The organism is Ensifer adhaerens, assembly GCF_001270265.1.
Lineage (GTDB): Bacteria > Pseudomonadota > Alphaproteobacteria > Rhizobiales > Rhizobiaceae > Ensifer > Ensifer adhaerens_B.
Genome location: NZ_LGAP01000017.1, coordinates 106,298 through 132,966 on the forward strand (window position 1 = coordinate 106,298; position 26,669 = coordinate 132,966).

At 62.1% G+C, this 26,669-nt stretch carries 19 protein-coding genes, 1 other RNA gene and 1 pseudogene; 10 read left to right on the forward strand and 11 right to left on the reverse strand.

Translation table 11 applies throughout. From position 1 onward, the window contains the following. Positions 1 to 2: 2 nt before the first annotated feature. The 3 genes from AC244_RS22165 to AC244_RS22175 all read right to left on the reverse strand — a co-directional run bounded on the left by AC244_RS22165 (position 3) and on the right by AC244_RS22175 (position 3,994). The gene (locus AC244_RS22165) at positions 3 to 2,576 is read right to left on the reverse strand and encodes an ATP-dependent helicase (RefSeq protein WP_053250989.1); all 2,574 of its coding nucleotides are present in this window, start codon (positions 2,574 to 2,576) and stop codon (positions 3 to 5) included. A 135-nt stretch (positions 2,577 to 2,711) separates the two neighbouring features. Continuing rightward, on the reverse strand, positions 2,712 to 3,116 hold the full coding sequence (locus AC244_RS22170) for a carboxymuconolactone decarboxylase family protein (protein ID WP_053250990.1): 405 nt from the start codon (positions 3,114 to 3,116) through the stop codon (positions 2,712 to 2,714). A gap of 56 nt (positions 3,117 to 3,172) precedes the next feature. Then, complete coding sequence (locus AC244_RS22175; protein ID WP_053250991.1) at positions 3,173 to 3,994, reverse strand: cyclase family protein; 822 nt, start codon at positions 3,992 to 3,994, stop codon at positions 3,173 to 3,175. Positions 3,995 to 4,258: 264 nt separating this feature from the next. On the opposite strand from AC244_RS22175, the gene AC244_RS22180 reads away from it, so the two are divergent. From AC244_RS22180 to AC244_RS22190, 3 genes are all read left to right on the forward strand, one after another. Then, positions 4,259 to 4,645 (forward strand): hypothetical protein, encoded by a 387-nt coding sequence (locus tag AC244_RS22180; RefSeq protein WP_053250992.1) that lies wholly within the window; start codon positions 4,259 to 4,261, stop codon positions 4,643 to 4,645. A gap of 244 nt (positions 4,646 to 4,889) precedes the next feature. After that, positions 4,890 to 6,074 carry an efflux RND transporter periplasmic adaptor subunit gene (locus AC244_RS22185; RefSeq protein WP_053250993.1) on the forward strand — a complete coding sequence of 395 codons (1,185 nt, stop codon included), beginning with the start codon at positions 4,890 to 4,892 and terminating at the stop codon, positions 6,072 to 6,074. Beyond that, positions 6,071 to 9,208 carry an efflux RND transporter permease subunit gene (locus tag AC244_RS22190; protein ID WP_053250994.1) on the forward strand — a complete coding sequence of 1,046 codons (3,138 nt, stop codon included), beginning with the start codon at positions 6,071 to 6,073 and terminating at the stop codon, positions 9,206 to 9,208. The genes AC244_RS22185 and AC244_RS22190 overlap by 4 nt, the downstream gene beginning before the upstream one ends. 287 nt (positions 9,209 to 9,495) lie before the next feature. Here AC244_RS22190 and AC244_RS22195 read toward each other — a convergent pair whose 3' ends face one another. Beyond that, positions 9,496 to 9,936 (reverse strand): DUF1772 domain-containing protein, encoded by a 441-nt coding sequence (locus AC244_RS22195; protein WP_053250995.1) that lies wholly within the window; start codon positions 9,934 to 9,936, stop codon positions 9,496 to 9,498. Between the two features lie 408 nt (positions 9,937 to 10,344). Here AC244_RS22195 and AC244_RS22200 point away from each other — a divergent pair, with 408 nt between their 5' ends. Both AC244_RS22200 and AC244_RS22205 read left to right on the forward strand, forming a co-directional pair. Further along, positions 10,345 to 11,751, forward strand: a complete 1,407-nt coding sequence (locus AC244_RS22200) for an FAD-binding oxidoreductase (RefSeq protein ID WP_053250996.1) — start codon at positions 10,345 to 10,347, stop codon at positions 11,749 to 11,751. A 183-nt stretch (positions 11,752 to 11,934) separates the two neighbouring features. Further along, positions 11,935 to 15,672: an AsmA-like C-terminal region-containing protein gene (locus AC244_RS22205; protein ID WP_053251012.1), complete on the forward strand. Its 3,738-nt coding sequence runs from the start codon at positions 11,935 to 11,937 to the stop codon at positions 15,670 to 15,672. 190 nt (positions 15,673 to 15,862) lie between these two features. Here the strand turns inward: AC244_RS22205 and AC244_RS22210 are convergent, their stop codons facing one another. Continuing rightward, positions 15,863 to 16,654 carry a hypothetical protein gene (locus tag AC244_RS22210; RefSeq protein WP_053250997.1) on the reverse strand — a complete coding sequence of 264 codons (792 nt, stop codon included), beginning with the start codon at positions 16,652 to 16,654 and terminating at the stop codon, positions 15,863 to 15,865. Positions 16,655 to 17,060: 406 nt separating this feature from the next. On the opposite strand from AC244_RS22210, the gene AC244_RS22215 reads away from it, so the two are divergent. Then, a complete protein-coding gene (locus AC244_RS22215) occupies positions 17,061 to 17,945 on the forward strand; it encodes a GGDEF domain-containing protein (RefSeq protein WP_053250998.1) in 885 nt (294 codons plus the stop codon). On the opposite strand, the gene AC244_RS22220 is transcribed toward AC244_RS22215, so the two are convergent. The 4 genes from AC244_RS22220 to ssrA form a co-directional block, all read right to left on the reverse strand. Beyond that, on the reverse strand, positions 17,925 to 18,161 hold the full coding sequence (locus AC244_RS22220; RefSeq protein ID WP_053250999.1) for a ribbon-helix-helix domain-containing protein: 237 nt from the start codon (positions 18,159 to 18,161) through the stop codon (positions 17,925 to 17,927). The two genes, AC244_RS22215 and AC244_RS22220, sit on opposite strands and share 21 nt — an antisense overlap. Before the next feature lie 298 nt (positions 18,162 to 18,459). Beyond that, complete coding sequence (locus tag AC244_RS22225) at positions 18,460 to 18,669, reverse strand: DUF4169 family protein (protein WP_053251000.1); 210 nt, start codon at positions 18,667 to 18,669, stop codon at positions 18,460 to 18,462. 20 nt (positions 18,670 to 18,689) lie between these two features. Continuing rightward, positions 18,690 to 19,205, reverse strand: a complete 516-nt coding sequence (locus AC244_RS22230; RefSeq protein WP_053251001.1) for an SspB family protein — start codon at positions 19,203 to 19,205, stop codon at positions 18,690 to 18,692. A gap of 111 nt (positions 19,206 to 19,316) precedes the next feature. Then, positions 19,317 to 19,680: a transfer-messenger RNA gene (gene ssrA / locus AC244_RS34885) on the reverse strand. A 180-nt stretch (positions 19,681 to 19,860) separates the two neighbouring features. On the opposite strand from ssrA, the gene AC244_RS22235 reads away from it, so the two are divergent. From AC244_RS22235 to thyA, 3 genes and pseudogenes are all read left to right on the forward strand, one after another. Beyond that, a complete protein-coding gene (locus AC244_RS22235; protein ID WP_053251002.1) occupies positions 19,861 to 20,169 on the forward strand; it encodes a DUF2853 family protein in 309 nt (102 codons plus the stop codon). A gap of 208 nt (positions 20,170 to 20,377) precedes the next feature. Further along, positions 20,378 to 20,464 (forward strand): annotated as a pseudogene (locus tag AC244_RS38885) (thymidylate synthase); the annotation flags it as partial. Positions 20,465 to 20,665: 201 nt separating this feature from the next. Beyond that, positions 20,666 to 21,595 carry a thymidylate synthase gene (gene thyA / locus AC244_RS22240; protein WP_053251003.1) on the forward strand — a complete coding sequence of 310 codons (930 nt, stop codon included), beginning with the start codon at positions 20,666 to 20,668 and terminating at the stop codon, positions 21,593 to 21,595. A 223-nt stretch (positions 21,596 to 21,818) separates the two neighbouring features. On the opposite strand, the gene AC244_RS22245 is transcribed toward thyA, so the two are convergent. Next, on the reverse strand, positions 21,819 to 24,344 hold the full coding sequence (locus AC244_RS22245) for a spermidine synthase (RefSeq protein WP_053251004.1): 2,526 nt from the start codon (positions 24,342 to 24,344) through the stop codon (positions 21,819 to 21,821). A gap of 55 nt (positions 24,345 to 24,399) precedes the next feature. Continuing rightward, positions 24,400 to 26,052, reverse strand: a complete 1,653-nt coding sequence (locus AC244_RS22250) for an arylsulfatase (RefSeq protein WP_082367041.1) — start codon at positions 26,050 to 26,052, stop codon at positions 24,400 to 24,402. A 440-nt stretch (positions 26,053 to 26,492) separates the two neighbouring features. On the opposite strand from AC244_RS22250, the gene AC244_RS35565 reads away from it, so the two are divergent. After that, a partial coding sequence (locus AC244_RS35565; RefSeq protein ID WP_152976055.1) for a transposase occupies positions 26,493 to 26,669 on the forward strand: 177 nt, incomplete at its 3' end.

Genomic DNA, 26,669 nt, shown 5'->3' on the forward strand with positions numbered 1-26,669 from the left:
CTTCACACCTTCTCGACGAACCCATCGAGCACCCGCTTCTGGCCGGCCTTGTCGAAGTCGATCGTCAGCTTGTTGCCTTCGATGCCTGAGATGTTGCCGTTGCCGAACTTCATGTGGAAGACGCGGTCGCCGACAGTGAAGCGCGAGGGCTCGGTGCTGGTGGATTTCGCCACCAGCTCGCCGTCGATGGTGCGGCTGCGCGGGCCGCTTTCGCCATAGCCGATGCGCTCGACCGCGTGGCCGGAGCGCGAGCCCCAGTTGTCGCGCGTCGCATCCGAGCGGTGCTGCTGGGCGCGCTTCCAGCCGGGGGTCGAGTAGTTGTTCTGGAAGGGATCGGCCTTGTCGAAGCGCGATTGGCCATAGCCGCCGCGGCCGTAACCGCCATAGGACTGCTCGGTCTCGGCGACCTCGACATGGGTGATCGGCAACTCGTCGAGGAAGCGCGACGGCAACGTCGATTGCCACAGGCCGTGGATACGGCGGTTGGAGACGAACCAGATGTGGCAGCGGTGTTTTGCGCGGGTGATGCCGACATAGGCGAGGCGGCGTTCTTCCTCGAGGCCGGAGCGGCCGCCCTCGTCGAGCGCGCGCTGATGCGGGAAGAGGCCTTCTTCCCAACCGGGCAGGAACACGGTGTCGAACTCCAGGCCCTTGGCCGAGTGCAACGTCATGATCGACACGGCGTCGAGGTTCTCGTTCTGCTCGGCATCCATGACTAGGGCGACGTGTTCGAGGAAGCCGCGCAGGCTCTCGAAGGCTTCCATCGAGCGGATGAGTTCCTTCAGGTTTTCGAGCCGACCCGGCGCTTCGGCCGATTTGTCGTTCTGCCACATCGCGGTGTAGCCGCTCTCGTCGAGGATCTGCTCGGCAAGTTCGGTATGCACAGTGGTTTCGAGCAGGCTTTGCCAGCGGCGGAAATCGGCGACGACATCGAACAGCCCCTTGCGGGCCTTGGGCTTCAGCTCGTCGGTCTCGATGATATCGGTCGCAGCGGCCAGCATCGGCACGTCGCGGGCGCGGGCATAGTCGTGCAGGGTGCGAATTGTGGTGTCGCCAAGGCCGCGCTTCGGCGTGTTGACGATGCGCTCGAAGGCGAGGTCGTCGGCCGGCTGACAGACGAGCCGGAAATAGGCCATGGCGTCGCGGATCTCGAGCCGCTCGTAAAAGCGCGGACCGCCGATGACGCGGTAGTTCAAGCCCAACGTGACGAAGCGATCTTCGAACTCGCGCATCTGGAACGAGGCCCGCACCAGGATCGCCATGTCGTTGAGCTTGTGGCTCTTGCGCTGCAGCTGTTCGATTTCCTCGCCGACGGCGCGGGCTTCTTCTTCGGAATCCCAGGCCGCGTGCACCTGCACCTTCTCGTCGTCCGGGTCGCTGCGGTCGGTAAATAGCGTCTTGCCCAGCCGCCCCTCATTGTGGGCGATCAGATGGGCGGCGGCGCCGAGAATATGCTCGGTCGAGCGGTAGTTGCGCTCGAGCTTGATGACCTTGGCGCCCGGGAAATCCTTTTCGAAGCGCAGAATGTTGTCCACTTCCGCGCCGCGCCAGCCATAGATCGACTGGTCGTCGTCGCCGACGCAGCAAATATTGATTTGCTGCTGTTTGTTTGCGCTCGCGCTGTCGCCTTCGTCTCTTGAAAAGTGAGATGTCTCACCGGAAGACGGATCGCGTATCAATGAATCGGAGGATGCAGCATTGCCTCCTGCGTTGGCAGTTGTGGCCTTGCCCTTGGGCCGCTGCGCCAAGAGACGCAGCCACATGTATTGCGCGGTATTGGTGTCCTGATACTCGTCGACCAGGATGTAGCGGAACTTGTCGTGGTACTCCTTCAGCACATCCGGATTGGTGCGGAACATTCGGATCGGGTGCAGCAGCAGATCGCCGAAGTCGCAGGCGTTCAGCGTTCGCAGCCGGTTCTGGTAGGCAGCGTAAAGTTCGCGGCCCTTGCCGTTGGCGAAGGCGCGGGCATCGCCCTCGGGGATCTGTGCCGGGTCGAGGCCCTTGTTCTTCCAGCCGTCGATCATGCCGGCGAACTGTTTGGCCGGCCAGCGCTTGTCGTCGAGGCCCTCGGCCTGGATGATCTGCTTGATCAATCTGACGACGTCGTCGGTGTCTAGGATGGTGAAGTCGGAGCGCAAGCCGACGAGTTCGGCGTGGCGGCGCAAGAGCTTGACGCCGATCGAGTGGAAGGTGCCGAGCCAGGGCATGCCCTCGACCGCATGGCCGACGAGCACGCCGATGCGCTCCTTCATCTCGCGCGCCGCCTTGTTGGTGAAGGTCACCGCCAGGATCTGCGAGGGGAAGGCGCGACCGGTGGAAAGAATGTGGGCGATGCGGGTGGTCAATACCCGCGTCTTGCCGGTGCCGGCGCCGGCGAGAACGAGCACCGGGCCATCAAGGGATTCCACCGCTTCGGCCTGCTCCGGATTGAGGCCGGAGAGATAATCCGGGCGCTGTTGGCGGTCGCGGGCGGCCATGGCGCGCGCGGCAATGCCGCCCGTTGCCGGCGGCGGCTGCTTGCGCGGGGCCGGCTCATCATCGAAGAAGGGAATGTCGTCGAAACCACTCATCATGCGGCTCAATGTAGTGATTCGGAGGCGAAAGGCCAGAAAGGATGTTCTTCTTTTATTCCGTTTTCTGCGCCAGCCGCACCAAGTCTGTGGAAAGACAGTCGATTTCGAAGCCGCTTATCCTCCGCACGCGCGTCATCAAGCCGTCCTGTCGAAGGCGGCGTCCACCGGCACCTGCAGCGCAGTTGCCAGCTGGTTGGTTCTGGCGGCAAGCGAGATTACCCGCAAGAGATCGGCATGCTCGGCATCGGTCATGCCCTTGGCTCTGGCGGCGGCCGTATGGGAATGGGCGCAGTAGCCGCAGCCATTGCTGACGGAAACGGCGATATAGAGCATTTCCTTGACCAGCGGATCGAGTGCGGAGGGCGTTGCCATCACCGCCTTGACGTCGCGCCAGGTCTGCTCCAGCAGATCCGGATCGAAGGCGAGCCACAGCCACATATTGTTGATGAAGTCCGATTTGCGCGTGGCGCGGATGTCGTCGAACACGGCTTTTACGCGCGGGTCGGATTCCGGGTCGGTAGGCGGGGTGATGGTGCTCATGAGGTCTCCTGGTCAAAGGTCTCCGGCGGCGCTTGGCCGCCGGATCGGCAAAGGGGTCAGACGAGCGCAAACACGCGGGCCGGGCCGCCGGTGCCGCCACGATGTTTGGGGGCGCCAAGCACGAGGGTCGCGCCCTTGGCCGGCACCTTGTCGAGGTTGGCCGCCGCCTCCAGCCCCCAGCGGCCTTCAGGCAGCCAGGCATAGTGGGTGGCAAAATCGGGCGAGGGGCCGTGGTCGAGCGAAAGCGTGTCGACGGCAATGCCGGCTGCCTTGGTCTCTTCCAGCAGGTACTTCGCCGCCTCGACGTGGAAGCCGGGAAAATGCAGCTTGCCGTTTCCGTCGGCGTTGCGGAACTTGTCGGTGCCGAGATGGGCGCCCCAACCCGAAAGCATGGCGACGCAGGCGTTTTCGGGGATCTCGCCATTGGCAGCGACCCAGGCCTTGATGTCGTCGGGTGTGAGCTGCGCATCGGCGTCGGCGGACGCCTTCTGGCGGATGTCGACGACGCAGAGCGGCACGACCAGCTTTTCGACCGGCAGCTCGGCGACCGACAGGCCGTCGGCGGAAAAGTGCAGCGGCGCATCGACATGGGTGCCGGTGTGCTCGTTTACCCGGAGCTCGAACAGGTTGAACTTGTCCTTGGCATAGGTGAACTTCGCCTCGCGGAAGAACTGCTGTTGGCCGAAGAAGGTCGGGAACTCCTCGTAGAGTTCGTGGGTGAGGTCGGTGACACCAGTGTGGCCCTGAGCCAGCGCCGGCGGGGCGATGCCCGCGCTCGCCACGGCAAGGCCGGCGGTTCCAACTGCGGCGGCTTTGAAGAAGCTGCGGCGCGAGAGCATGCGCTCCTTGACCGTTTCCATCACACAGGCATCGCACATCGTCTTCTCTCCTCCTAAGCGCCTTGAAATGCAGGCTGCGAACCGACCGGCGGCCGCCGGTGGTTGCAGGATAACGCAGTCCTCGCGGCTGTAAACGGTGAGCGCCTGTAGAGCCTCCGTGTTAAGCCCGGATCGATGCACCGGCGTTGCGAGGTCGGCAAGGCGTTTCGATTGTGTATTTCTGTTTTCTAAAATTCCGCCGTGTGCTATTTATAGTTGAAGTGAGGGGAGCTGAAATCACTTCCCGTGGATCGGAGATTGCCGATGGCCAAACGTTCCTGGTCGGGCAGGGAAAGGGTTCTCCTCGTATACGGATTGGCCGTCGTATTGTTTCTTCTATGTTTGACTTTTGCGTTTGCTGCGATGGTCATATCGGCGGACAGGGACATTGTTGATAGGGTAAGTAAAACTCATAATATTCTCAAAAACTTCAATGTGTACATGTCCTGCGTTTTCAATCTTTTTGTTTCCTTTATGTATTATAGGCTTGTTGTTGAGTTCGATTCGATAAAGATGCAAATGAAGCCGCTTGAATTGTATATGGATTTCTTTGCTTTTCTCGTTCTTTTTACGGCACTGGCGCTGTTTACGATGGCATTTATGTTGGTGCCGACGGCCCTGTCTGCGTATCTTGTTTTTGTTCAATCATGACGGCGCACCAGACCGGCTGTGCCAGAGGGCGCCGTCGATGAGCCTGCAAAATTCCGGGGCCGTACAGACCCCTGACAGGCAAATACGTCATCATGCCGCCAACAAATTCGCTTTTATTACAATTGCGTAATGATGCCATTCCGCCGTTGCCCCCAAAGGTCCGAACAACGATACTCAGGGCAAATCGGAACGCTCCGCCGGCACGTGCCGCGCAGGAGCGCGCTTTGCATATTTGGAGACATGAATGCGGGTTTGGAAACAGCTGGCGGTGAGCGCCGTTGTGCTTTTGGTGGGTGCCGGCGTCTGGGTGCGGTTCGTGCCCGGGGCAGGCGAAACGCTGGCGGCGATCGGTGTCTCGCATCCGTTGATCGATGCCATTTCCAAGCAGGAAGGCGGTGCCGGCGGCGAAGGTGGTCAGGGCAATGGTGCTCGCAGGCAGGGCGGCAATGACGCCATCCTCGTCATGGTGCGCCCGTCGGCGACCTCCGTCGTCAACGACCGGCTGAACGCGATCGGCAATGGCGAGGCGATCCATTCCGTCACCGTGACGCCGACGGCTACCGGCAACCTGACCGAAATTCTCGTGCGCTCCGGCGACAAGGTATCCCAGGGCCAGGTGATCGCCAGGCTCGACAGCGACGACCAGAAGATTGCCGCCGACCAGGCGCGGCTGACGCGCGACAGCGCGAAGGAAAAGACCGAGCGTTACCGCAATTTGAGCACCGCGCGCGCCGTGACCGCGGTCGAGGTGCGCGACGCCGAAATCGCCATGCAGGCAGCGGAACTGGCACTGAAGACCGCCGAACTCGACCTCAAGCGCCGCGATATCGTAGCGCCGTCGAAGGGCGTCGTCGGCATCATCACCGTCAATGTCGGCGACTACGTCACCACGACGACGCCGCTTGCCGTCGTCGACGATCGTTCGGAGATCCTCGTCGACTTCTGGGTGCCGGAGCGTTTTGCCAACAAGATCGTTGTCGGCCAGCCGGTAACGGCAAACGCCATCGCCCAGCCCGGCAGCCAGCTCGACGGCGTCATCCACGCGATCGACAACCGCCTGGACCAGGCGAGCCGTACCCTGCGGGTGCGGGCGCGGCTGGAAAACCCTGACGACACGCTGCGGGCCGGCATGTCCTTCTCCGTCAGCATGGCTTTCGACGGCGACACCTATCCGACCGTCGATCCGCTCGCCATCCAGTGGAGTTCGGAAGGCTCCTATGTCTGGCGCGTCAGTGGCGACAAGAGCGAAAAAGTTCCGGTCAAGATCATCCAGCGCAACCCCGACAAGGTGCTGGTCGATGCCGCCTTGAGCGAAGGCGACGAAGTCGTCACCGAAGGCGTGCAGCGATTGCGCGACGGCGGCGAGGTCCGCATCGCCGGGCGCGAGCGCCTCGATGCCGCGCAGAAGGTCGCGGAGGAGGTGAAGTGAGCGGCGCGAAGGAACCCGGCCACCAGACCGCTCGCGAGGCCGGCAAGACCGGCTTCACCGCACTTTTCATCCGCCGGCCGATCTTCGCGCTGGTGGTCAATACGCTGATCGTCGTTGCCGGCCTTGCGGCCTGGAACGGCATCGAGATCCGCGAGCTGCCGCAGGTCGATCAGCCGGTGATTTCGGTGACGACGACACTCGACGGTGCTGCGCCCGAGACCATGGACCGCGAAGTGACCTCGGTGGTCGAAGGTGCGGTGTCGCGCGTTCAGGGCATCAAGGACATTTCCTCGACGTCCAATTTCGGTCGCAGCCGGGTGACGCTGCAATTCTCCGACACGACCGACATCGGCCAGGCGGCCAACGATATTCGTGACGCGCTCGGCCGCGTGCGCAACCAGTTGCCCGAGGATGTCGACGAGCCGAGCATCGTCAAGGCCGACGCCGACAGCCAGCCGATCATGCGGCTGGCACTGACCTCCGACACCATGTCGATGGAAGACATGACGCTGCTGGTCGAAAACGAGATCAGCGATCGGCTCGCCGCCGTCGAGGGTGTCGCCGACGTTGCCGTCTATGGCGACCAGGAAAAGATCTTCCGCATCGACCTCGACCAGGCAAAGCTTGCCGGACGCGGCGTGACAGTTGCAAACCTGCGCACAGCGCTTGCCAACGCCTCCTACGACGTGCCGGCGGGGTCGCTCACCAGCGCCAGCCAGGACATTTCGGTGCGGGCGACGGCCGACCTGCAGACGCCTGAGCAGTTCGAAAACCTGATCCTCGTCAACAATGTCCGGCTGCGCGACATCGGCACGGTGACGCTTGGGCCGGACACCGGCACGACGGCGCTTCGCTCCAACGGCCGCCAGGGCATCGGCCTCGGCATCATCCGCCAGGCGCAATCCAACACCGTCGACATCTCCGAAGGCGTGCGCAAGGTCGTCGAGACGATCCAGACGGAGATCCTGCCGGAGGGCACCGAGCTGAAGATCACCAGCGACGATGCGGTGTTCATCAACGGCGCCATTCACGAGGTGGAGATCGCGCTGGTCGTGGCGATCTTCATCGTTACGCTCGTCATCTACCTGTTCCTGCTCGACTGGCGCGCGACGCTGATCCCGACCATCACCATGCCGATCGCGCTGATCGGTACCGTGGCGGCGATCTACATGGCCGGCTTTTCGATCAATATCCTGACCTTGCTCGCGATCGTGCTGGCGACGGGGCTTGTGGTCGACGACGCGATCGTGGTTCTGGAAAACATCGTGCGCCGACGGGCCGAAGGGCTGGGCCCGAGGGCCGCGGCCGTGCACGGCACGCTCGAAGTGTTCTTCGCCGTGCTAGCAACGACGGCGACGCTTGCGGCCGTGTTCGTGCCGCTGTCGTTCCTCCCCGGCCAGACCGGCGGTCTGTTCCGCGAGTTCGGCTTCGTGCTCGCCTTCTCGATCCTGCTTTCGTCCTTCGTGTCGCTGACGCTCTGCCCGATGCTGGCGTCGCGCATGCTGACGCAGGAGAACCATGCGAAGCCGGGTCCAATGCGCCGGTTCGGCGCGCGTGCATCCGAGTTCTACCGCGTCACCTTGCGCGGCTGCCTCAATGCGCCGCTGATCGTCTTCGTCGTTGCCGCCTTCTTTACCGCCATGGGCGGCGTCGGCTTCATGACGCTGAAATCGGAGCTGACGCCGAATGAGGACCGGTCGCAGGTGATGATGCGCATCAACGCGCCGCAGGGCGTGTCGCTCGAATATGCGCAATCGCAGATGCGGCGGATCGAAGACGGCCTGCAGCCGCTGGTCAAATCCGGCGAGATCGACAACATCTTCTCGATCTCGGGCCAGGGCGGCTCGGCCAATAGCGGCTTCATGGTGCTGACGCTTGCGCACTGGGACAAGCGCGAGCGCAGCCAGCAGCAGATCGTCTCCGAGATCAACAAGGTGACGGCGCAGATCCCTTCAGTTCGCGTCTTTGCGATACAGCCCAACAGCCTCGGCATTCGCGGCGCCGGCAGCGGCCTGCAGGTGGCGCTGGTCGGCAACGACTACACCAAGCTCGGCGATGCCGCGGCCAAGCTCGTGCGCCAGATGGAAGACACCGGGCGCTTCGAGAATGTGCGACTGAACTACGAGGCCAACCAGGCGCAGCTTTCGATCACCATCGACCGCGAGCGCGCTTCCGACATGGGCGTCGATATCGGCGGCCTGGCCTGGGCGCTGCAGGCGATGCTCGACGGTAACAGCGTCGTCGACGTCTTCGTCGACGGCGAGTCCTATCCGGTCAAGCTTCTGTCCTCGACCAATCCGGTCAACGACCCGACGGATCTGCAGAACATCTTCCTCAAGGCCGGCGACGGCAAGATCGTGCCGATGTCGACCATCGCCAGCGTCGAGGAGACGGCCGTGGCGCCGCAGCTGTCGCGGGAATCGCAGCTTCGCGCCGTATCGCTTTCGGCCGGGCTGAAATCCGACCTGGCGCTCGGCGAAGCGCTGACCATGGTCGAGCAGATGGCGGAACCGCTGTTACCGCCGGGCTCGCGCATCATGCCGCTGGCCGAGGCTGCGACCCTCAACGAGAATGCCAACGGGCTCATCGTCACCTTCGGCTTTGCCCTCGTCATCATCTTCCTGGTGCTGGCGGCGCAGTTCGAAAGCTTCATCAGCGGCCTGATCATCATGGCGACGGTGCCGCTCGGGCTTGCCTGCGCCGTCTTCGCGATGATCCTGACCGGCAATACGCTCAACATCTACAGTCAGATCGGGCTGGTGATGCTCGTCGGCATCATGGCGAAGAACGGCATCCTGATCGTCGAATTCGCCAACCAACTGCGTGACCGCGGCCAGGATGTGCGCACGGCGATCGAGAACGCGGCCAACATTCGTCTGCGGCCGGTGATGATGACGATGATCGCCACCATCGTCGGCGCGGTGCCGCTGGTGATGGCGAGCGGCGCAGGTGCCGAGGCACGCATCGCGCTCGGCTGGGTGCTGGTCGGTGGTCTCGGCCTTGCGGTGGTCGTGACGCTTTACCTGACGCCCGTCGCCTATCTCGTCATTGCGGGGCTTACCAAGCCGCATGCGGACGAGGAGCGCAAGCTGCACGAGGAAATGGAAGCGGCGGCTGGGCTCGAGACGCGTTGAGCCTGACCAAGACGTTCCTTCGTCAATCAAGACGCCAACGATGACGGCGCGCTATCGCGCTGTCATCGTTTCGATTCAAGCTGTCAAGCGGGTGCGTTCGGTAGGAGCTGGACATGCTGCCCTATCCCGCCGTTCTTGCCGCATGTGTGCGGCGCTGTAACGCTTTGAACTGCTGCCTACAAAAAACCTAGAGCGTTTCCGTTTTAAACGGAGGCAGAAACGCTCTATCTATTTGTTTTTACGCATTTCCTGACGGAAAACCGCTTCGCACTTTTCCTGGAAATGCTCTAACCCTGAAGACCGAGCCAGGCGGCGACAAGAAAGACCACCGCCGCGATCGCGCCGAGCGCACTCCTGCCGGCGTGAAGCCTGCCCCAGTGAAGGAGAAGCTCGCGGGTTTCCTCGTTCACCTCGTCCAGTCGCGTTGTCTCAAGGCGCTGATTGACCGGCATGATCAACAGCATCGTGTAGGGCCAGTTCAGGATGATGATTGCTGCGCCTAGGCCCCAAAGCGGATTGTCGCTCTGCCACCATGCGGCAGCGCCGAGCAGGCCCGAGATGATTGCGAGCGAAGCTTGCATCTCGAAACCTCGTCGGTAGGCCGGCACCCATTGGGCCAGGGCCGCGCGATCATCGAGGTGAAGCCTTGCCGGGTGTTCGGCCACGTTGATGTAGATGGCGGCGCCGAAGAATACCGAGGCGGTGAGCAAAGCGAGCAGACCGAGCATTTGACCTTCTCCTCCCTTCCTTCAGTATAATATGCCAAGGGCGGCCAAACGACAGGTGTTTTCTCTGAAATCGCATCTTTCGCGAGTGGCGCCGGGAAAAAGGGCCGCCCGGCGCTTTGGCAGGACCTTGTTACAAGCCGGTGTCGTCGGCAGACAACAACGACTGCATCGGTCCCGGCCTTGGAATCGATTTCAGGAGAGAATTATGGATGCGGGTTATGCGCCGCAAAACGAAAGCTTTGTGACACTCAGGTCTCACCGCCGGCGTTTTCACGCGATAGTCTGTCGGAGACGGCGTGAACGTCTGGACAAAGTGATTCCGATTTGCACAGTAGCGCCTTGAAATGAAAGCGCTTCCCCAAGGTCGGAGCGGGGCGGCGCTAATGGCATGAAGAAGGGACGTTTTCCGTGGCATTGAAGGCGATCAGAGCTGGCTCGAGAAACGAAACCGGGATCGACACCGTTAAGGCGCAGCTTGCCGCCCGATTCGGCGATCGGTTCCAGACGGGCGAGGCGATCCGCGCCCAGCATGCCCACACCACCACTTACATCCCGGCGCAGCTTCCCGACGGCGTCGTCTTCCCCGAAAGCGCCGACGAGGTGCGCGAGATCGTCGCGATCGCCGCTGCAAGTGCCGTGCCGCTCATTCCCTTTGGTACCGGTTCCTCGCTCGAGGGGCACGTCAACGCGCCGAACGGCGGCATCTCCGTCGACATGATGCGCATGAACCGGGTGCTCGAGGTCAACGCGGAAGATCTGGATTGCCGGGTCGAGCCGGGTATCACCCGCGAGGAATTGAACACCTATCTGCGCGACACCGGCCTGTTCTTTCCGATCGATCCCGGCGCCAACGCCTCGATCGGCGGCATGGCCTCGACGCGGGCGTCCGGTACCAATGCGGTGCGCTACGGCACGATGAAGGACAATGTGCTGGCGCTGACCGTGGTGACAGCCGATGGGCGCGAGGTGCGCACCGCGCATCGGGCGCGCAAGTCGTCTGCCGGTTACGACCTGACCCGGCTGTTCGTCGGTGCCGAGGGCACGCTCGGCATCATCACCTCGATCACGCTCCGGCTCCAGGGCATACCGGAAGTCATCTCCGGCGGCGTCTGCCCGTTTCCGACGATTGCCGACGCCTGCAACGCGGTGATCCTGACGATCCAGTCCGGCATTCCGGTTGCCCGTATCGAGCTGCTGGACGCGCTGCAGATGAAGGCCTGCAACAACTATTCCGGCCTATCCTATGAGGAGACGCCGACGCTTTTCGTCGAATTCCACGGCAACAGCGAGAGCGTCGAGATGCAATCGAGGCACTTTGCCGAAATAGCGTCGGATTTCGGCTCTAGCGGTTTCCTCTGGACGACCAACCCGGAAGAGCGGGCGCGGCTGTGGAAGGCGCGGCACAATGCCTACTGGGCTCAGAAGAGCCTGATCCCCGGGGCGGCAATTCTCTCTACGGATGTCTGCGTGCCGATCTCGCGGCTGGCCGATTGCGTTGCGGCAACCCATGAGGATATCGCAGCACATGGTCTGACGGCGCCGATCGTCGGGCATGCGGGCGACGGAAACTTCCATGTCGGTCTGCTGTTTAACGACAAGGACGCTGTCGACGTGGCGCGGGCCGAGGCCTTTGTCGAGCGGTTGAATGCGCGGGCGCTGTCGATGGACGGAACTTGCACCGGCGAACATGGTATCGGTCAGGGCAAGATGCCGTTTCTCGAAGCCGAACTCGGCGACGCGCTGGATCTGATGCGGCAGGTCAAGCGTTCTCTCGATCCGCAGAACATCTTCAACCCCGGCAAGATCTTCGCCTGACGCGAGGCAACGGGCGAGGGGAGGCGCGGCAAAGCAGCCGCCCCTTGGGGCGGCAGGTAACGCCCGCGCAATTGATATGGACGAAGACGTCCAAATGTAATGGACGAAGACGTCCCTTTGGCGTTCATATGGGCGCAGACGGCGCCGACGGGCGCCTGAGAACTTGATGGGAATGTGGGCACGGTGCTTTCGCGAATTCTGGTTGCCATCGGCGGTCTTGTGGTCGTTGCGCTCTTTGCGGCGCTGATCGCCCCGTGGTTCATCGACTGGACGGGATTCCGCAAGGAGTTCGAGCGCGAGGCAAGCCGCATCATGGGCAAGCCCGTCGTGGTCCATGGCAGCGTCGACGCACGCCTGATCCCGTTCCCGACGGTGACGCTCAACGATGTGCGCGTCGGCGGCAGCGATGCCCGCGAACCGCTGATCCAGGTCGCGCAATTCTCGATGAGTGCGGAGCTTGCGCCGTTCCTGAGCGGCGAAGCGCTGATCTTCGACATGCGTCTCGACCGGCCGAAGGCCAAGGTCCGGCTGCTTTCGGACGGCACGCTGGACTGGGCGCGCGGCGCGCGCACGGCAATCCCTGCCAAGACCGTGGTGCTTGAAAACGTCGAGATCACCCATGGCGAGATCGAATTCATCGACGAGCAGACCGGCCGCACCCGGCGCGTGACCGACCTTTCCGCCGATCTGTCGGCTCGCACTTTGGCTGGCCCCTGGAAGGTGGAGGGCCGCGCGGCATTGGACGGCGAGGCCGGCAGTTTCGCCTTCTCCAGCAACGAGGTGGATGAGGCGGGAGCGCTGAGCCTCAAGGCGCGGGTGACACCGGACAAGCGCCCCTTCGGTATCGAGCTCGATGGCGCACTGAAGATCGTCGACTTCAAGCCGCTTTACGGCGGCCGTTTCACGCTGACCGAGAACCGCCCGCAGGACGAGGCGAAGGATGTCGACGGCCATGCGCCGCTGCGCATCAATGGCGATTTCCAGCTGACCAACGAGAGCATCCACGTGCCGGAATATCGCTTCGAGGTCGGCCCCTCGGACGATCCCTATGTGGTGACCGGCGAGGCGACGCTCGACACCGGCAAGGACCAGAAGTTCCTGCTGATTGCCGACGGCCAGCAGATCGACGTCAGCCGCATCGGCAACAACGGCGACAACGGCAAGACCGGGCGCGACCCGGCAATCTCCATGCGTCAGCGGCTGGAAGCGATGCTGGCGATTGTCGCCGACATTCCCATCCCGCAAGTGCCGGGACGGGCCAGCCTGAAATTGCCGGCGATCGTCATCGGCGATACGACGGTGCGTGACGTGCGCATCGACGTGCAACCGGATGGCGCCGGCTGGGTGATCGACAATGTCGTGGCACTTCTGCCGGGGCGCACGCAGCTCGAGGCCAAGGGACGGCTCAACCTCAAGGGCCAGCGCACCTTTCGCGGTGACCTGCTCTTGGCGTCCAACCAGCCTTCGGGCCTGGCAAGCTGGCTGGCGGGCTCCGTCGACCCGGCGATCCGCAAGCTGAAGACCGCGGGCTTTTCGGCAACCGTCAACCTGACGGACACGCTGCAGCAGTTCGAAAATTTGGAAGTTGCGGCCGGCGATGCGAGCCTCAAGGGGCGGCTCGAGCGCCAGTCCTTCGCCGAGCAGCAGCCGAACCTTTCGCTGCAGCTGAACGGCAATCGCATCGATCTCGAAGCCTTGCAGGCGCTGGCTGGCCTGGTCGCCGGCGACGCCTCGACCTCGACGCTGATGCAGCACGCGATCGCTGCCGACCTTTCGGCCGACGAGTTCTCCGCCTTCGGCGAAGAGGCGCGAGACGTTCAGGCGGTGGTGACGCTGAAAAACGGCCAGCTACAGGCAGAGCGCGTGGCGATCGGCTCGCTGGCTGGTGCGCAACTCGCCTTTTCCGGCCGCGCCAGCGGCGATCTGGCAAAGCCCGTCATTTCGGCCAAGATGAAGCTCGCGGCCAAGGATCTGACGCCGTTCCTGGACATGATCGGCCGGCACGCCGTCGATCATCCCGCCCTTCGCCGCCTGACCAGGGCCGGGCCGTACTATACGGACTCTGCCTTCGACGTGACGCTGACGGCCGGCAACAAGGAAGGCAACGCGCCTGCGACCTTCGGCATCTTCGGCACGGCCAACGGCACCAAGATCGCCGCCAGCTATCAGGCACCTGATATCGTCCAGGCGCTTGCCGGCAAGGGCATACTCCTGGAAGCGACGCTCGAAAATCCGCAGACGCTGCTGCTGCTCGGTCAGGTCGGGTTCGATCCGTTGCCCTTCGATGCCGATGCCAACGGCATCCTCTCGGTCAAGCTGCAGAGCACCGATGGCTCCAACGCCAACGGCACGGTGACCTTTACCACCGAGAAGACGTCGCTTGCCGCCAAGGGCAGCTTCGATCTCTCGCGCGACCATTTTCTAGAGGGCCAGGCCAAGCTGACGCTCCAGACGGAAGACCTTGAGCCGTATCTGCTGCAGCAGGGCATCGCCCTGCCGCAGACCGGCAGCGGCCTGCCGATCTCGGTTTCTGCCGATGTGGCAACGACGCCGGAGGCGATCGCCTTTACAACGGTTGAAGGCAAGGCCGACAACAACGGCTTTGCCGGCGCGCTGACGATCGACCGCAGGGTGCCGGGCAAGGCTGAGGGCCAGATCAACCTTGCGACGCTCGACCTCGCCTGGCTTGCCGAAGGCATCCTTGGGCCGGTTCAGAACATGTCGAGCGGGGCGCTGTCGAAATCGCCGGTGGCCCAGCCGGCCTGGACCGGCCTCAACGTTGCGCTTGACGTGCAGGCGGCCAATTTCTGGCCGGGGTTCTACGGCGCCGTCGGGAACTTTGCCGGCAAGATGGAGTGGAAGGGCGACGAGATCGCCTTCACCGAAGCAACCGGCGACTGGCTCGGCGGCAAGCTCGAAGGCCGGGTCCAGCTCGGCAATGCCAATGGTTCCGGTTTCCTGCGCTCGCGGCTCGACGTCAAGGGCGGGGATCTGGCGCAGGCGGGTTGGATGCGTGCCGGCGCCCCGGTCGCGACCGGCACCTTCGACCTCTCGGTGGCGCTCGAGGCATCGGCTGCGAACGCAGAAGCCATGGCGCATTCGGCAAGCGGCTCGGGCACCGCGACCTTCAACGGCGTGACACTCAATGGCGTCAACAGCGCGGCCCTGCCGCAGCTGATGGCAACCGCCGATGCGCTGAAGACGGAGATTTCGGCTGACGCGATCCGTCAGGCGGCGGAGGCGGCGGTGTTTTCAGGTCAGTCGGTTGTCGGTGTCGTCAAGGTTCCCTTCAGCATCGCCGGCGGCGTGCTGCGGGCGCAGAACGTGACGGCTGCCGACGGCAACGCAGCCTTTGCCGGCGAGGCGTCGTTCGACCTTGCGGCAGAACGCATCGATGCCGGCATCGACATGACCTTCCGTGCGGGCGACGAGGCGCTGACCGGTGCCGAGCCGCGCGTGCGGCTCGGGTTTGCCGGCCTGCTGGCGTCGCCGGGCGTCAGCCTCGATGTTGCCGACCTCTCGAATTTCCTGTCGCTTCGGGCGTTCGAGCGTGAGCGTCGGCGCGTCGAGACGCTGCAGGCCAACGTGCTTGAGAAGCAGCGGCTGCGCCGCGAGGTGCAGCTCTACAAGGCAAAGGCGCAGCAGCGTGAAGTCGAGCGCCTGCGGGCGATCGCCGAGGAACGGCGGCGCGCCGCGGCGGCAGCCGAAGCGGAACGGGTAAAGGCCGATCTCGCCGCCCGCGCCGAGGCAGCGCGCAAGGCGGCCGAGGAGGCTGCACGCGCCGAACGCGAGCGTCAGCAACAGCAGCAGCTGGGCGCGCCATCGCAGGTGCAGCCGGGAACGGGTGAGGGCGAAGCCCCGCAGCAGCCAAGCGGGCAGGGGCTGAATTTCGACGTCCTGCCTGACGTCACCGTACAATAGAATTTGGCGGCACACTGTCGCGCGCCGGCATTGCGCGAACAAGGGGTGATGTCGCCGCGCGTCATGTCAGGTCAGCAAGTGCGTGGCAGCGGATTGCTCGTCCCCGTGCTCGACCATCATGCTTCGCCGCCAAACTCGGCGATCCGTAGGCTCGCGCCAGGGATCGTCGAACCGCCGCGATGGCGGCGGTTCAGAAGTGGATGGCGACGCCGAGGATCGGTCCATGCTGCACGGTGTCGAATTCGAAGCCGTCATCGCTGTAGTCGACGCCGAGCGCGCGATAGCCGATGACGGCGGAAATCGTATCCGTGAATTTATAGCCGAGGCCCAGCGCTGCATCCCAGTCGAGATCCGCGCCGCCCGCGCCGACCAGCCCCCAGCCGGTCAGATAGATCTCAGGCGTGAAGTAATATGCGCCGCGCAAGCCGGCGACCGCATCGACCCAGGTTGCACCGTCGCTCCGGCTGACGCCGTCGAGCAGGCCGCCGGAGAACGAAAGCGTCGTATCGACCGACCAGACCTTGAGGCCGCCGACGATGTCGAGGTGGGACGATTGATCTTCGTAGATGGCGTAGCCGACCCCGAGCAGCCCGGAGAAGGTCTCCGATTCGACCTCAACGCTGTTGGCGAGGATGCCGGTCGGCGTGTTGCCGTCGGCGGAAAGCTTGGTATAGATGACGTCGCCGAAGATGCTGTAGGGACCGTTGCGCGCCTCGCCCATCGCCATGAAGGCGAAATCGAGATGATCCCAGATGTCGCTGAAACTGGAATCGACGTGCACAGGCGGCAGGCCGAACTGGGCGACATCGCCCGTCAGGCCGGCGATCCAGAAGTAGGGTGCAACGGTGAACTGCCAACCGCTCTCCGTTTCCTGCGGTTGGGCGGCAGGTGCAAGCAGGGGTGTGATATCGGCGGCGCTGGCGATCGTGGCCGATGACAGGGCCAAACAGGTGGCCAGACCGATCCGAGCATAGAGCTGCATGGGTTCCTCCCTCTCAGTCTCGTTTGCGCCAGCGGCGATGGCCGCTGGCGCCTTAGGATTGTTTGAAATTAGATGATTCTAAACAAGTGTATTCGTGTCGATTCCCGTACCGGCTCGCGCGGAATTGCTCGACCTGTGGCGCCAAATACACAGAAAACGGGAGGAGGCGGCTCAGCGCTGCAATTACAAGTCTATGTTTTGGCGGATCTGGAGTTGGGCTTTTCGAGGAATGGTACGTCCACGGGCAGGCATCGAGGCGCGGATTTGGTTGGCGAACGGCAACCCTGGCACAGCTTCGAGAGCCTGCATTCGTGCGCGGAACGAGGGAACCCCTAAAATTCTAATGGACTGGTTGAGTTAGGGTTAGCATCCTGCCGTCACAGTGCTGCTTGCAACGGGGGGTGGCATGAAGTCGCTGGAGCAGGGCCTTGATCGCCGTGCGATCATCTGGATCATGAACTGGACGTTCTCGGGCACCGCCGGCTGCACCGCCGTTGCCCTTCTCATCACCTATTACTACATCGCGCCCTTCGGCGGCGAGGTGATGGCGACGTCGATGCGCCTTGCGCTCTTCATCCCGCTGCTGCTGGCCATTCCGCTTTTCGCCTTCATCGGCATCAAGCTGCAGCAGTTGGCGCATGCCAACGATCTCCTGACGCTGGCGAGCCGTTATGACGGCCTGACAGGGTGTCTCAATCGCGCCGCCTTCACATCGGACGTCACGGCGTTCTTTGCCGAGCAGGACCTCAAGCTCTCTCCGGCCATGTCGGCGCTGATGGTGCTCGATGCCGACCACTTCAAGCGCATCAACGACTGCCACGGCCATCTCGCCGGCGATCAGGCATTGGTGGCGATAGCAACCGAGATGCGCGAGGCCGTGGGCAACAATGGCCGGGTGGGGCGTCTCGGCGGCGAGGAGTTCGGCGTGTTCGTTTTCCATGCCCGTCCCGAAACGATCGGGGCGATGGCCGAGCGCATCCGTCTGGCGGTTGCCGAGCGCGGACAGGCAATCGCGCCGGGCGCCGAGCCGGTGACGGTCAGCGTCGGTGTGGCGCTGTTCACCTATCCCGCGCAGTATGAGGATATCTTCAAGATCGCCGACGACCAGCTCTATCTCGCCAAGAACACGGGACGCAACCGGGTGTGCCTGGTCGAGTACTCGCGGCTGCCGGGCGATATCAAGGCTATGGCGAGCCAGCTCCGCGAGGGCCTTGCCGGCGCGCTGACAGACGCATTCAGGAGCGGCCTTGATGATCGAGGCGAGGAGCCGTCACGTGTCGCCGGCCGCTGACCGCTCTGTGTTCGACTTGATCCAGTCGAGAACGTAGACCCGGAGCGCCGAAGACAGGTTGCTGTCGGCGCCACGCGCATCGTCGATCTCGACGATCAGCTGTGCGATCGGCATGGCACGGGCGGCCGCGATCGTCTTCAGCTCCAGCCAGAACGGATCCTCCAGCGAGAAGCTGGTGCGGTGTCCGTGCAAGGTGGCGGAGTGTTTTCGGATCATCGCCGGAGCTCGCAAATTGATTCAAGTCGTTGGCGGTTTGATTCGGAAGGCGGGCGTAAGCTCTTGTGCCGGAATCGTTTTTTACAGTGTCGCGCATCAGGGACGCGTGAGAGGCGCTTGAAGCCCGCTTCGCATAATCTCGCCCCAAGTCCATCCCGATCCGAAGCGTTATGCTGTGGCGGCGACAGCGCCGCGTCAAATCTGACGCGCAAAGGACGCTGTAACGCTTTAAGCTTGCTGCATAATTTTATCCTTAAATCGGATCCGATTTAAGGAATTATGCAGTAAGCCGGACTGCTCAGTCCTCTGCCTCATCAGGCTGATTGGCGTCAGGCTCGCGGCGTCCCTGGTCGAGCGCCTTTGCCGCCTTCGCGTTCAAGGCGCCGGTCAGTGATTTCTCGGCTTTGGTGCGACCGAACGAGATGCGGTTCTGTTCGGCCTGCTTTTCTTTTTCGGCGCGGGCATTGCGCTTGCGGAACTGGCGTAGATTGACGACGTCACCACTCATGCCGCGTCCTTTCGCTTGCCTCAGTTCTTCTTGCGGAAGGAGTCGAGCGAGACCACCGAGCCGCCGCCATTCTTGGTATCGCCGGATTTCTCCGCGTCCTTGGGCGGCACTTCGCCATCGGTTTCGGGCACGGGGTAGGCGGTGATCTCCGCCGATTCGGCCTCTTCCTCTTCGGCCGTCGCCACGTCGAACTCGAGTTCGAAATTGACGGAGGGGTCGTAGAAGCCGCGAATGGCATTGAACGGAATGACGAGCCGTTCCGGTGTGTCGGAGAAGGAGAGACCGATCTCGAAGCCGGCTTCGGAAACCTTGAGTTCCCAGAACTGGTGCTGCACGACGATGGTCATCTGCTCGGGATACTTGGATTTCAGGTGCTGCGAGATGCGAACACCCGGCGCGCCGGTCAGGAAGGTAATGAAGAAATGGTGCTCGCCGGGCAGGTGGCCGGTGGCCGCAACCTCGGTCAGCACCTTGCGGATGACGCCGCGAAGCGCGTCCTGCGCCAGAATGTCGTAGCGAATGTGGTCCTGGCCCATGGGATTCCCGTCTTTCTCGAACTCAATTCTACTGTCGGCTTTCCATTGCCCGTCTCAATATGACGAGTCAATTATTCAAGCATCTATAGACCATTTCGAAGCGGGGGAGAAGGTGAAGGCTTCTGTTGCCAGGTGCCTTCGGCCCCCGCCTTACGGTGCTACCCGGAAGGACTTGATTTGAAGTGTCGCACCGCCGTTAGGCAGCGAGACGTGCTTCAGCATAGTTGTCGTTTGCAACTATAAGTTTAGCCCGATAACGGTGGTACAATGCCGAGCAAAAAGTCGATCTTTACGCCCTTGTCGATCCTATTTCGCCCCCATCAAAAGCCGGTCATCGGGATATCGACCGGTTTTTGGTGGAGGCGCCGGGTACCGCCCCCGGGTCCAATGGGTTTATTTCACCGCCCGTTTATTGCCATAGCCGCCCGAAGACGGCATCTGTCATATAGGTCTTTCCGGCGCCCAAGAAAAGGGGGAGGACGCGGATATATCGCTGCTTTTCCAAAACCCCGACTTGCCAAAGCCCGACATGCCAAAACCCTTGACATGATTGGCAGCCATGAAAAACTCCGGCGGCTGCACGCAGCATGCCAAGGCATGCTAGGTCATGCCGGGGCATGCTGGGGTTTTCGAGCAAGATCAATGTGGAGGCATCATGACTGACTATCTCGCAGATGTGCTGAAGTATGACAGCGGCGCCGACGAAGCTGTTGTGAACAAGATCGTGCGCCATCTCGGCATTGCACTGCGCAACAAGGATTCCTCGCTCGTTTCGGCCACCGACCCGAAGGAACTCGAGCGCGTCCGGGAAAAATGGTGCGAGAAGAAGCTCGGCATTAGCGGCGCGGAAGCGGATGCAGCCATTTCGGCCACGACGAAGGCCATGTCGGCGGATCGCTCGAAGTCGCGCGTGACCTTCTATTATCTGGTCGCCAAGAACCTCGGTAAGCTGCAGACGCTCTAGATCACGATGATTTTGGGTCGGATCGACCCAAAATCATGAACGTGATCGATTCTCATAAGTGAAAGCGGGATGCGGGCGGAAAACCGCGCGCACTTTTCCTCATCCCGCTTGATGTCGGCTGAATTTGCGGGATAAACATCCCCAGGACATTGGTTTGCCGCCGGCTTCACCCTAAATTTGGGACAACACGAATCGCCGGCGCCAGACCATGCAGCAATATCTCGACTTCCTCGACCATGTGATGGCCAGCCGAACCGATCGGGGTGACCGGACGGGAACGGCGATGCGCCCGGTCGACATCTTCCTCGGCGTGACAAATTTTTTAGGGATAACAGTTCGATCTTCCGAACGAGTGCATTGACAGGCAAGGCGAAAATCCGTCGCGGAAATGACGGCGTTATCATTTTCGCACGGCGGTTGTCAGGAGCGTAAGAATACTCAGGGTTGAGCTGGCCCTGCAAATCGCTATCGTTCTGCAAGTCAACAAGGGAGCAACATGCGACACCCCGAGACGCAATATCTTGATCTTATGGCTCATCTCCTGGAACAGGGAGATAAGAGAACCGACCGAACTGGCGTGGGCACGCTTTCGTCTTTCGGTGCGATGATGCGTTTCGATCTGTCCGACGGGACTTTTCCTATCCTCACAACAAAGCGCGTGTACTGGAAGCTCGCCATCAAGGAGATGCTCTGGTTCCTCACGGGGCAGACCAACATCCGGCCGCTGCTGCAGGAGAATGTGAGGATCTGGACAGACTGGCCGCTCAAGAAATACCGCGAGGCAACGGGCGGTGATATCTCGCAGGCCGATTTCGAGGCGCGGATCGTCGCGGACGAGGATTTCGCGCGGGAATGGGGAGATCTCGGCCCGGTCTACGGCAAGCAGTGGCGGCGTTGGGCTGATGCGAATGGAACAGAACATGACCAGATTGCTGAGGTGATCGCCACGCTGCGAACCAACCCGACAAGTCGGCGGATGTTATTCCACGCCTGGAACGTGCCCGAACTGCCGGAAATGGCGCTGCCGCCGTGCCATATGGTGTACCAGTTCCATGTGTCCGGGCCGAGGAACGGTGGTCAGGATGGAGCGGATCCGAGATCTTGCCTGAGCCTCCTCGTTTACCAACGTAGCTGCGACGTGTTGCTCGGGCTGCCCTTCAACCTCGTCGGCGGGGCGGCTTTGCTGGCCATGGTAGCGCAGCAGGTCGGCATGGATATGGGAGAACTGGTCTGGGTCGGTGGAGATGTCCATCTCTACCTCAATCATGTTGAACAGGCTAAGGAGCAGTTGAAGCGTTCGCCGACGCCGCTACCGAGGCTAAGCCTGTCGCGCCAGCCAGCCTCGCTGGACGAGTACCACATCGACGATTTCGTGGTCTCCGGATACGAGCCTCACCCGGCAATTCAAGCAGAGGTGGCGGTGTAATTGGAGAGTATCCGCAGCGTTTCCGTACTTGGCTAGATCATTTCATTGTTTCATCGAAACAGTGAAATGATCTAACTCTTTGAAACTATGCAAGTCCGGGCGGAAAACCGTTTCACACTTTCCTGGAATTGCTCGTGAGGCGGAGGCTGCCGGATACTCGCCGGAACGACCGTCCGATCCCCTGCGTCCGCGGGGCTCTCCCCCCGTTTGAACAGGCCGACGCTCAGTCGTCGGCCTTGGCGACGAACCAGTTGAAATAGCCGTTCTCCGGATCGGTGCGCTGGAGCAGGTCCATGTCCCGAGCCCATTCATCCCGGTATCCGGCATAGGCATTGAGCGAAGCCTGATAGAACAGCATCAGCTGATTGTGCGACTTGGAGACCAATTTCGCGAAATCCGGATCTGCCGCCTTGACCGGGAGTTCGGTCCGCTCAGCAATCAGGGCAGGCAGAGTTCTCTGGATTTCGTCGGACCGCACCCAGGTGCCGTATTCGATCCGTGGATGATCATCGGTGACGGGGAGGGCGTTTCCCGCATAACGTTCGAGCCCCGCACGATCCATCATCCATGTGGCGAGCAGGTCAGCCGCGTTGCGCACACCGATTTCGGCGAGGGCGGCCGCCAGGACGGGGTCGTCGAAGCGGCGTGCTATCTTGTCTGCATCGAGGCTCTGCGGCGCAAGGGAGCCAATCAACAGCATTTCATGAAGCTCGGTCGTCCAAAGCGTCACGTGGGGAAAGACATCCAGAAAACTGCGAACGAGCGACCGCGTGTCTTCGTCGTTCTGGGTTGCGATCGGCAGCCATTGCGCGACTGATCCATTCGCCGTGAGTCTTTCCCGTGCCAGGCGGTAGAAATCCGACGAATAGAGATTGACCACCCCGGCGGCGGAAGGCGGCGGCGGCTCGAGCGTGATGAGGTCGTAACGCTCGTCGCTGGCCAGAAGCTCGCGTCGGCCATCCCGCAACCGCACCTCGAGCCGCGGATCCTTGGCGGCGCTAAAGTTCCCCTTGAAATGCGCGGAGGCCTCCACGACAGCCGGAAGCAACTCCGCCACGACGCGTCGCTCCAATCCCGGATACGCGAGCAGCGAGCCTGCGGTAATCCCGGTCCCAAGTCCGATGACGAGGGCGAACTTCGGCTGTTCACTCTGGATGATCAACGGCAACAACGCCTGAAGGCGCATGTAGCGGAGCGACGGCATCGCATCGCCAGTGTTGGATACACCCTGGATGTAGAGCCTTTTGAAGCGCCTGTCCGACTTGCCCTGCTCGATCACGGCAACGGTTGCGCCCAGGCCCTCGTCATAGGAGACAATCGTTCCTTCGCCCCGCGTCCGGTTGAGAAGGTCCGCCAGATGGTTTTTGGGGGTGGCGACCGTCAGCACCACGACGGCCGCACCCGCAGTGAGCACAAGAGCCTTGAACCTGTTCCTTGCCGATCCCTCATACGCGGCGACGATGCCGATCGCCGCCGCAATCGATGCGAGAATGCCGAGGCTGGTGACGATACCGAGAGCCGGGACCAGCACGAACCCAGTCACCAGCGTCCCCATAATTCCGCCAAACGTATTGAAGGCGAGAACGCGGCCGGTGTCGCGGCCGGCATGGCGGGTATCGACCGCGAGACGAAGCACCACGGGGAAGGCTGCGCCGAGCAGCAGCGTCGGACCGAAGACGATCGTGAGGGAGGCAACCAGGAAGCGGGCGCACATCCCGGCGAAGAGGCTGCCGGTCCCTTCGGCCACCCACGTCTCGGCCAGGGATTGCAGTGAGATCAGCCAGGGCCCGAGGAGGGCGATTTCGGCCAGCGCCAGGAGGCCCGCGCCGGAGATCAGCAGCCCGAACAGTCCCCAGGGGTCAACGGTGCGATCGGCCCGCCTCGAGAGCAAGAAGGAGCCGCCCGCGAGGCCCAGGAGATAGGTCGCGAGCACAATGGAAAACGCAAAGGATCGGGTCGATATGAATTGAACGACGGCCTGTGACCAGACGACTTCATATCCCAACGCGACAGCCCCGGCGATCGCGTACAACACAAGGGCGAGGATGGATCCGTGTTTTGGATCGGTCGCGCTCAGCGGCTGTGGCGAAGCAGCTTGTGAACGAAGTCTGAGAGACAGTGCCAGCATCGCCGCCGCAATCGCGAATCCAGCCGCGGCAAAGGCTGTCCCCGCGACGCCGAGCGCCGGAATGAGCGCGAATGGAACGGCCAGGCAGCCGACGATCGCGCCGAGGGTGTTTGCGGCATAGAGCCTCCCGCCCTTCACCCCCACGCCGCCAGGTGCCGAAGCAAGCGAACTCACAACCACGGGCAGGGTGCCACCCATCAGGAACGCAGGGGTGGCGACCAGGCCAATGAGAAGCCCCCAAGCGGCAAGGGGCGTGACCTGTTCGAGCGAGACAAAAAGCGGTGCGATGTGGGCAAGGCAAACGGTGACGGCAAGGCCGAGGACGGCAACCAGCACCTCGAACAGGGCGTAGAGGCGCAAGGGACGCCGGGACCGATCGATGAGGCGGCCAATAACCAGACTACCCGCTGCCATGCCGATGAAGAACGCGCTGACGCCCGTACTGACCGCGTAGACGTCGACGCCCGTGACAATAGAAAGCTGCTTTATCCAGAGGACCTGAAATATCAGTGCCGCAGCGCCCGACAAAAGCAGCATGACCCCAGCAATCGCAGGGATTGTTCTGTTCTGCGACCGGGATGCCGGAAGCGCCGAGGAGGCTGCAAGATCCGTTGTAGGCACGCTTCTACTCCTTGAAGGCCGAGAGGCGGCGGGGTTGCCCCGCCGCCTTATGCCGTTACTGCGTGGATGTGGCCTTCGCCTTGCTCAAGATCTCGTTGATCTTGGAATGCACGCCTTCCTCGACCTGGTCGACCGAGAAGCTCGCCGGATGTTGGCTCGGCGGGTATTCGATGAAAGTCTCCAGGAAGGTGGCAGCCTTCATCGTGGCTATCCCGACCAGATACATGTTCTTCGTTCTCCAGTCGTTGTACTGGTCCGACACGATGTCAGCGCGTTCATACGGGTCCATACGAAGATTGAACATCTTCGGTACACGCAGGCATGTGAACGGTTCCTGCCAGACCTCAAGGCCGCCGGGCTTGCGCTGCTCGCAGAAGACCGCCTTCCAATTGTCCCAGCGCATGGCGACAAGTTTGGCGTCGTCATTGAAGTAGAAAAACTCGTTGCGCGAGCCCTTCGGCTGCTCGCCGAGCAGGTAGGGCAACTGATTGTAGCCGTCGAGGTGCACCTTGAATTGCTTGCCGCCGAGGTCAGTGCCCTTCAGCAAGCGATCCTTGATGTCCTTGTCTCCGACAGCCGCAAGCAGTGTCGGAAACCAGTCGAGACCCGAAAACATCTCGTTGGAGACGCCCGGTTTGATCTTGCCCGGCCAGCGGATCATGGCGGGAACGCGGAAAGCGCCTTCCCAATTGGTATCTTTCTCGCTGCGGAACGGCGTGGTTGCCGCATCCGGCCAGGAGAACTGGTTCGGGCCGTTGTCGGTCGCGTAAACGACGATGGTGTTGTCGGCGATCTTCAGGTCGTCGATTGCCTTCAAGAGCTTGCCGACATCGTTGTCATGCTCGATCATGCCGTCGGCATAATCGTTGCCCGGCATCCCGCTCTGACCCTGATACTCCGGCCGGATATGGGTGAAGAGGTGCATGCGCGTCGTGTTCATCCAGGTAAAGAAAGGCTTGCCTTCCTTGACCTGCTTTTCCATGAACCCGATCGCCGCCGCAGTCGTTTCGTCGTCGATGGTTTCCATGCGCTTGGTGTTCAAAGCGCCGGTGTCTTCGATCTTGCCGTCTGCGAAGGTATGCAGCACGCCGCGTGGCGAGGCTGCCTTGACGAAGGGGTCATTCGGATCCTTCGGCCAGTATGGGCGCTCCGGCTCCTCTTCGGCGTTCAAATGGTAAAGGTTGCCGAAGAACTCGTCGAAGCCATGCGCCGTCGGCAAGTACTCGTCCTTGTCGCCAAGGTGGTTCTTGCCGAACTGGCCGGTCGCGTATCCGAGCGGCTTCAGCGCCTGGGCGATCGTGACGTCACGATCCTGCAGGCCGACCGGTGCGCCCGGTGCGCCAACCTTGGAAAGACCCGTCCGCAACACCGATTGGCCGGTGATGAAGGAAGAACGGCCAGCCGTGCAGCTGTTCTCGGCATAGTAGTCGGTGAACATCACGCCTTCGCTGGCGAGCCGATCGATGTTCGGTGTGCGATACCCCATGACGCCGAAGGAATAGGCGCTGATGTTGGTCTGGCCGATATCGTCGCCGAAGATGACAAGAATGTTCGGCTTTGCGGCGTCCTGCGCGTAGGCGGAAACGGCGGTGGCCGATATGGTCGAAAACAAAACGGTGCCGGCTAAGGCCAAAGCTTTGGGTTTGCCTGCACGGGCGACTGCGGACGCAGCCAGCCGCGCAAGACCACTCTTCAAGTCTATGCTCATCTAATGTCTCCCTGAGGCCATAAGTAGGTTGCTCTCGTGATGGAAGGTAAAGTCTCGAAAGAACGTCGGCAGCTTGGGAGAAATGGTCGCACGCACAAGTACGTAACAGTAACGAAAGCCGAAAAACGCCGTGGGGAGCGTCCTTGAGACTGGCCGTTCGGTCGCGACGGCCAGTCTTGCTCGAAAGGGGCTTTTTCGCCCCGCGTTGTGCTATCTCGCAGTCACCTGGGCGAACGCCATGGTGATCGAGGGTCAGCCCCGCAACGCGGTCCGTTACCGTTACGTACTTTCGGAACCGGCCAAGGCTCGGCATGCTCTCCGAAAGAATATCGGAAGCGCGAAGCGACTGAAGGGTACGCATCCGAGCAGGGCCGCATTGCGGATGTGAGTGAGACTGTGGATTCTCTGTCTATATAGACGGCAATATAGACGGTGCTTCAATGGACATCACAAACGATCTCTCAGGGCATTTCAGCCGGATGGAGATTATCGATAGCGGCCGTCGCCGGCGTTTCACGGATGAAGCGAAGCTGGCGATTGTGGCGGAGAGTTTTAATGGCCCGCGGCAGGTCACGGCCACGGCGCAACGTCACGGGATCACGCGCTGGCAGTTGAAC

Coding starts and splice junctions, on each gene's coding strand:
- AC244_RS22230 (WP_053251001.1), bottom strand. CDS start 19,205: ATGGGCCAGGACCACATTCGCTACGACATTCTGGCGCAGGACGCGCTT.
- AC244_RS22235 (WP_053251002.1), top strand. CDS start 19,861: ATGACTGACTATCTCGCAGATGTGCTGAAGTATGACAGCGGCGCCGAC.
- AC244_RS22165 (WP_053250989.1), bottom strand. CDS start 2,576: ATGATGAGTGGTTTCGACGACATTCCCTTCTTCGATGATGAGCCGGCC.
- AC244_RS22185 (WP_053250993.1), top strand. CDS start 4,890: ATGCGGGTTTGGAAACAGCTGGCGGTGAGCGCCGTTGTGCTTTTGGTG.
- AC244_RS22210 (WP_053250997.1), bottom strand. CDS start 16,654: ATGCAGCTCTATGCTCGGATCGGTCTGGCCACCTGTTTGGCCCTGTCA.
- AC244_RS22170 (WP_053250990.1), bottom strand. CDS start 3,116: ATGAGCACCATCACCCCGCCTACCGACCCGGAATCCGACCCGCGCGTA.
- AC244_RS22195 (WP_053250995.1), bottom strand. CDS start 9,936: ATGCTCGGTCTGCTCGCTTTGCTCACCGCCTCGGTATTCTTCGGCGCC.
- thyA (WP_053251003.1), top strand. CDS start 20,666: ATGCGACACCCCGAGACGCAATATCTTGATCTTATGGCTCATCTCCTG.
- AC244_RS22180 (WP_053250992.1), top strand. CDS start 4,259: ATGGCCAAACGTTCCTGGTCGGGCAGGGAAAGGGTTCTCCTCGTATAC.
- AC244_RS22220 (WP_053250999.1), bottom strand. CDS start 18,161: ATGATCCGAAAACACTCCGCCACCTTGCACGGACACCGCACCAGCTTC.
- AC244_RS22215 (WP_053250998.1), top strand. CDS start 17,061: ATGAAGTCGCTGGAGCAGGGCCTTGATCGCCGTGCGATCATCTGGATC.
- AC244_RS22175 (WP_053250991.1), bottom strand. CDS start 3,994: ATGTGCGATGCCTGTGTGATGGAAACGGTCAAGGAGCGCATGCTCTCG.
- AC244_RS22225 (WP_053251000.1), bottom strand. CDS start 18,669: ATGAGTGGTGACGTCGTCAATCTACGCCAGTTCCGCAAGCGCAATGCC.
- AC244_RS22250 (WP_082367041.1), bottom strand. CDS start 26,052: ATGAGCATAGACTTGAAGAGTGGTCTTGCGCGGCTGGCTGCGTCCGCA.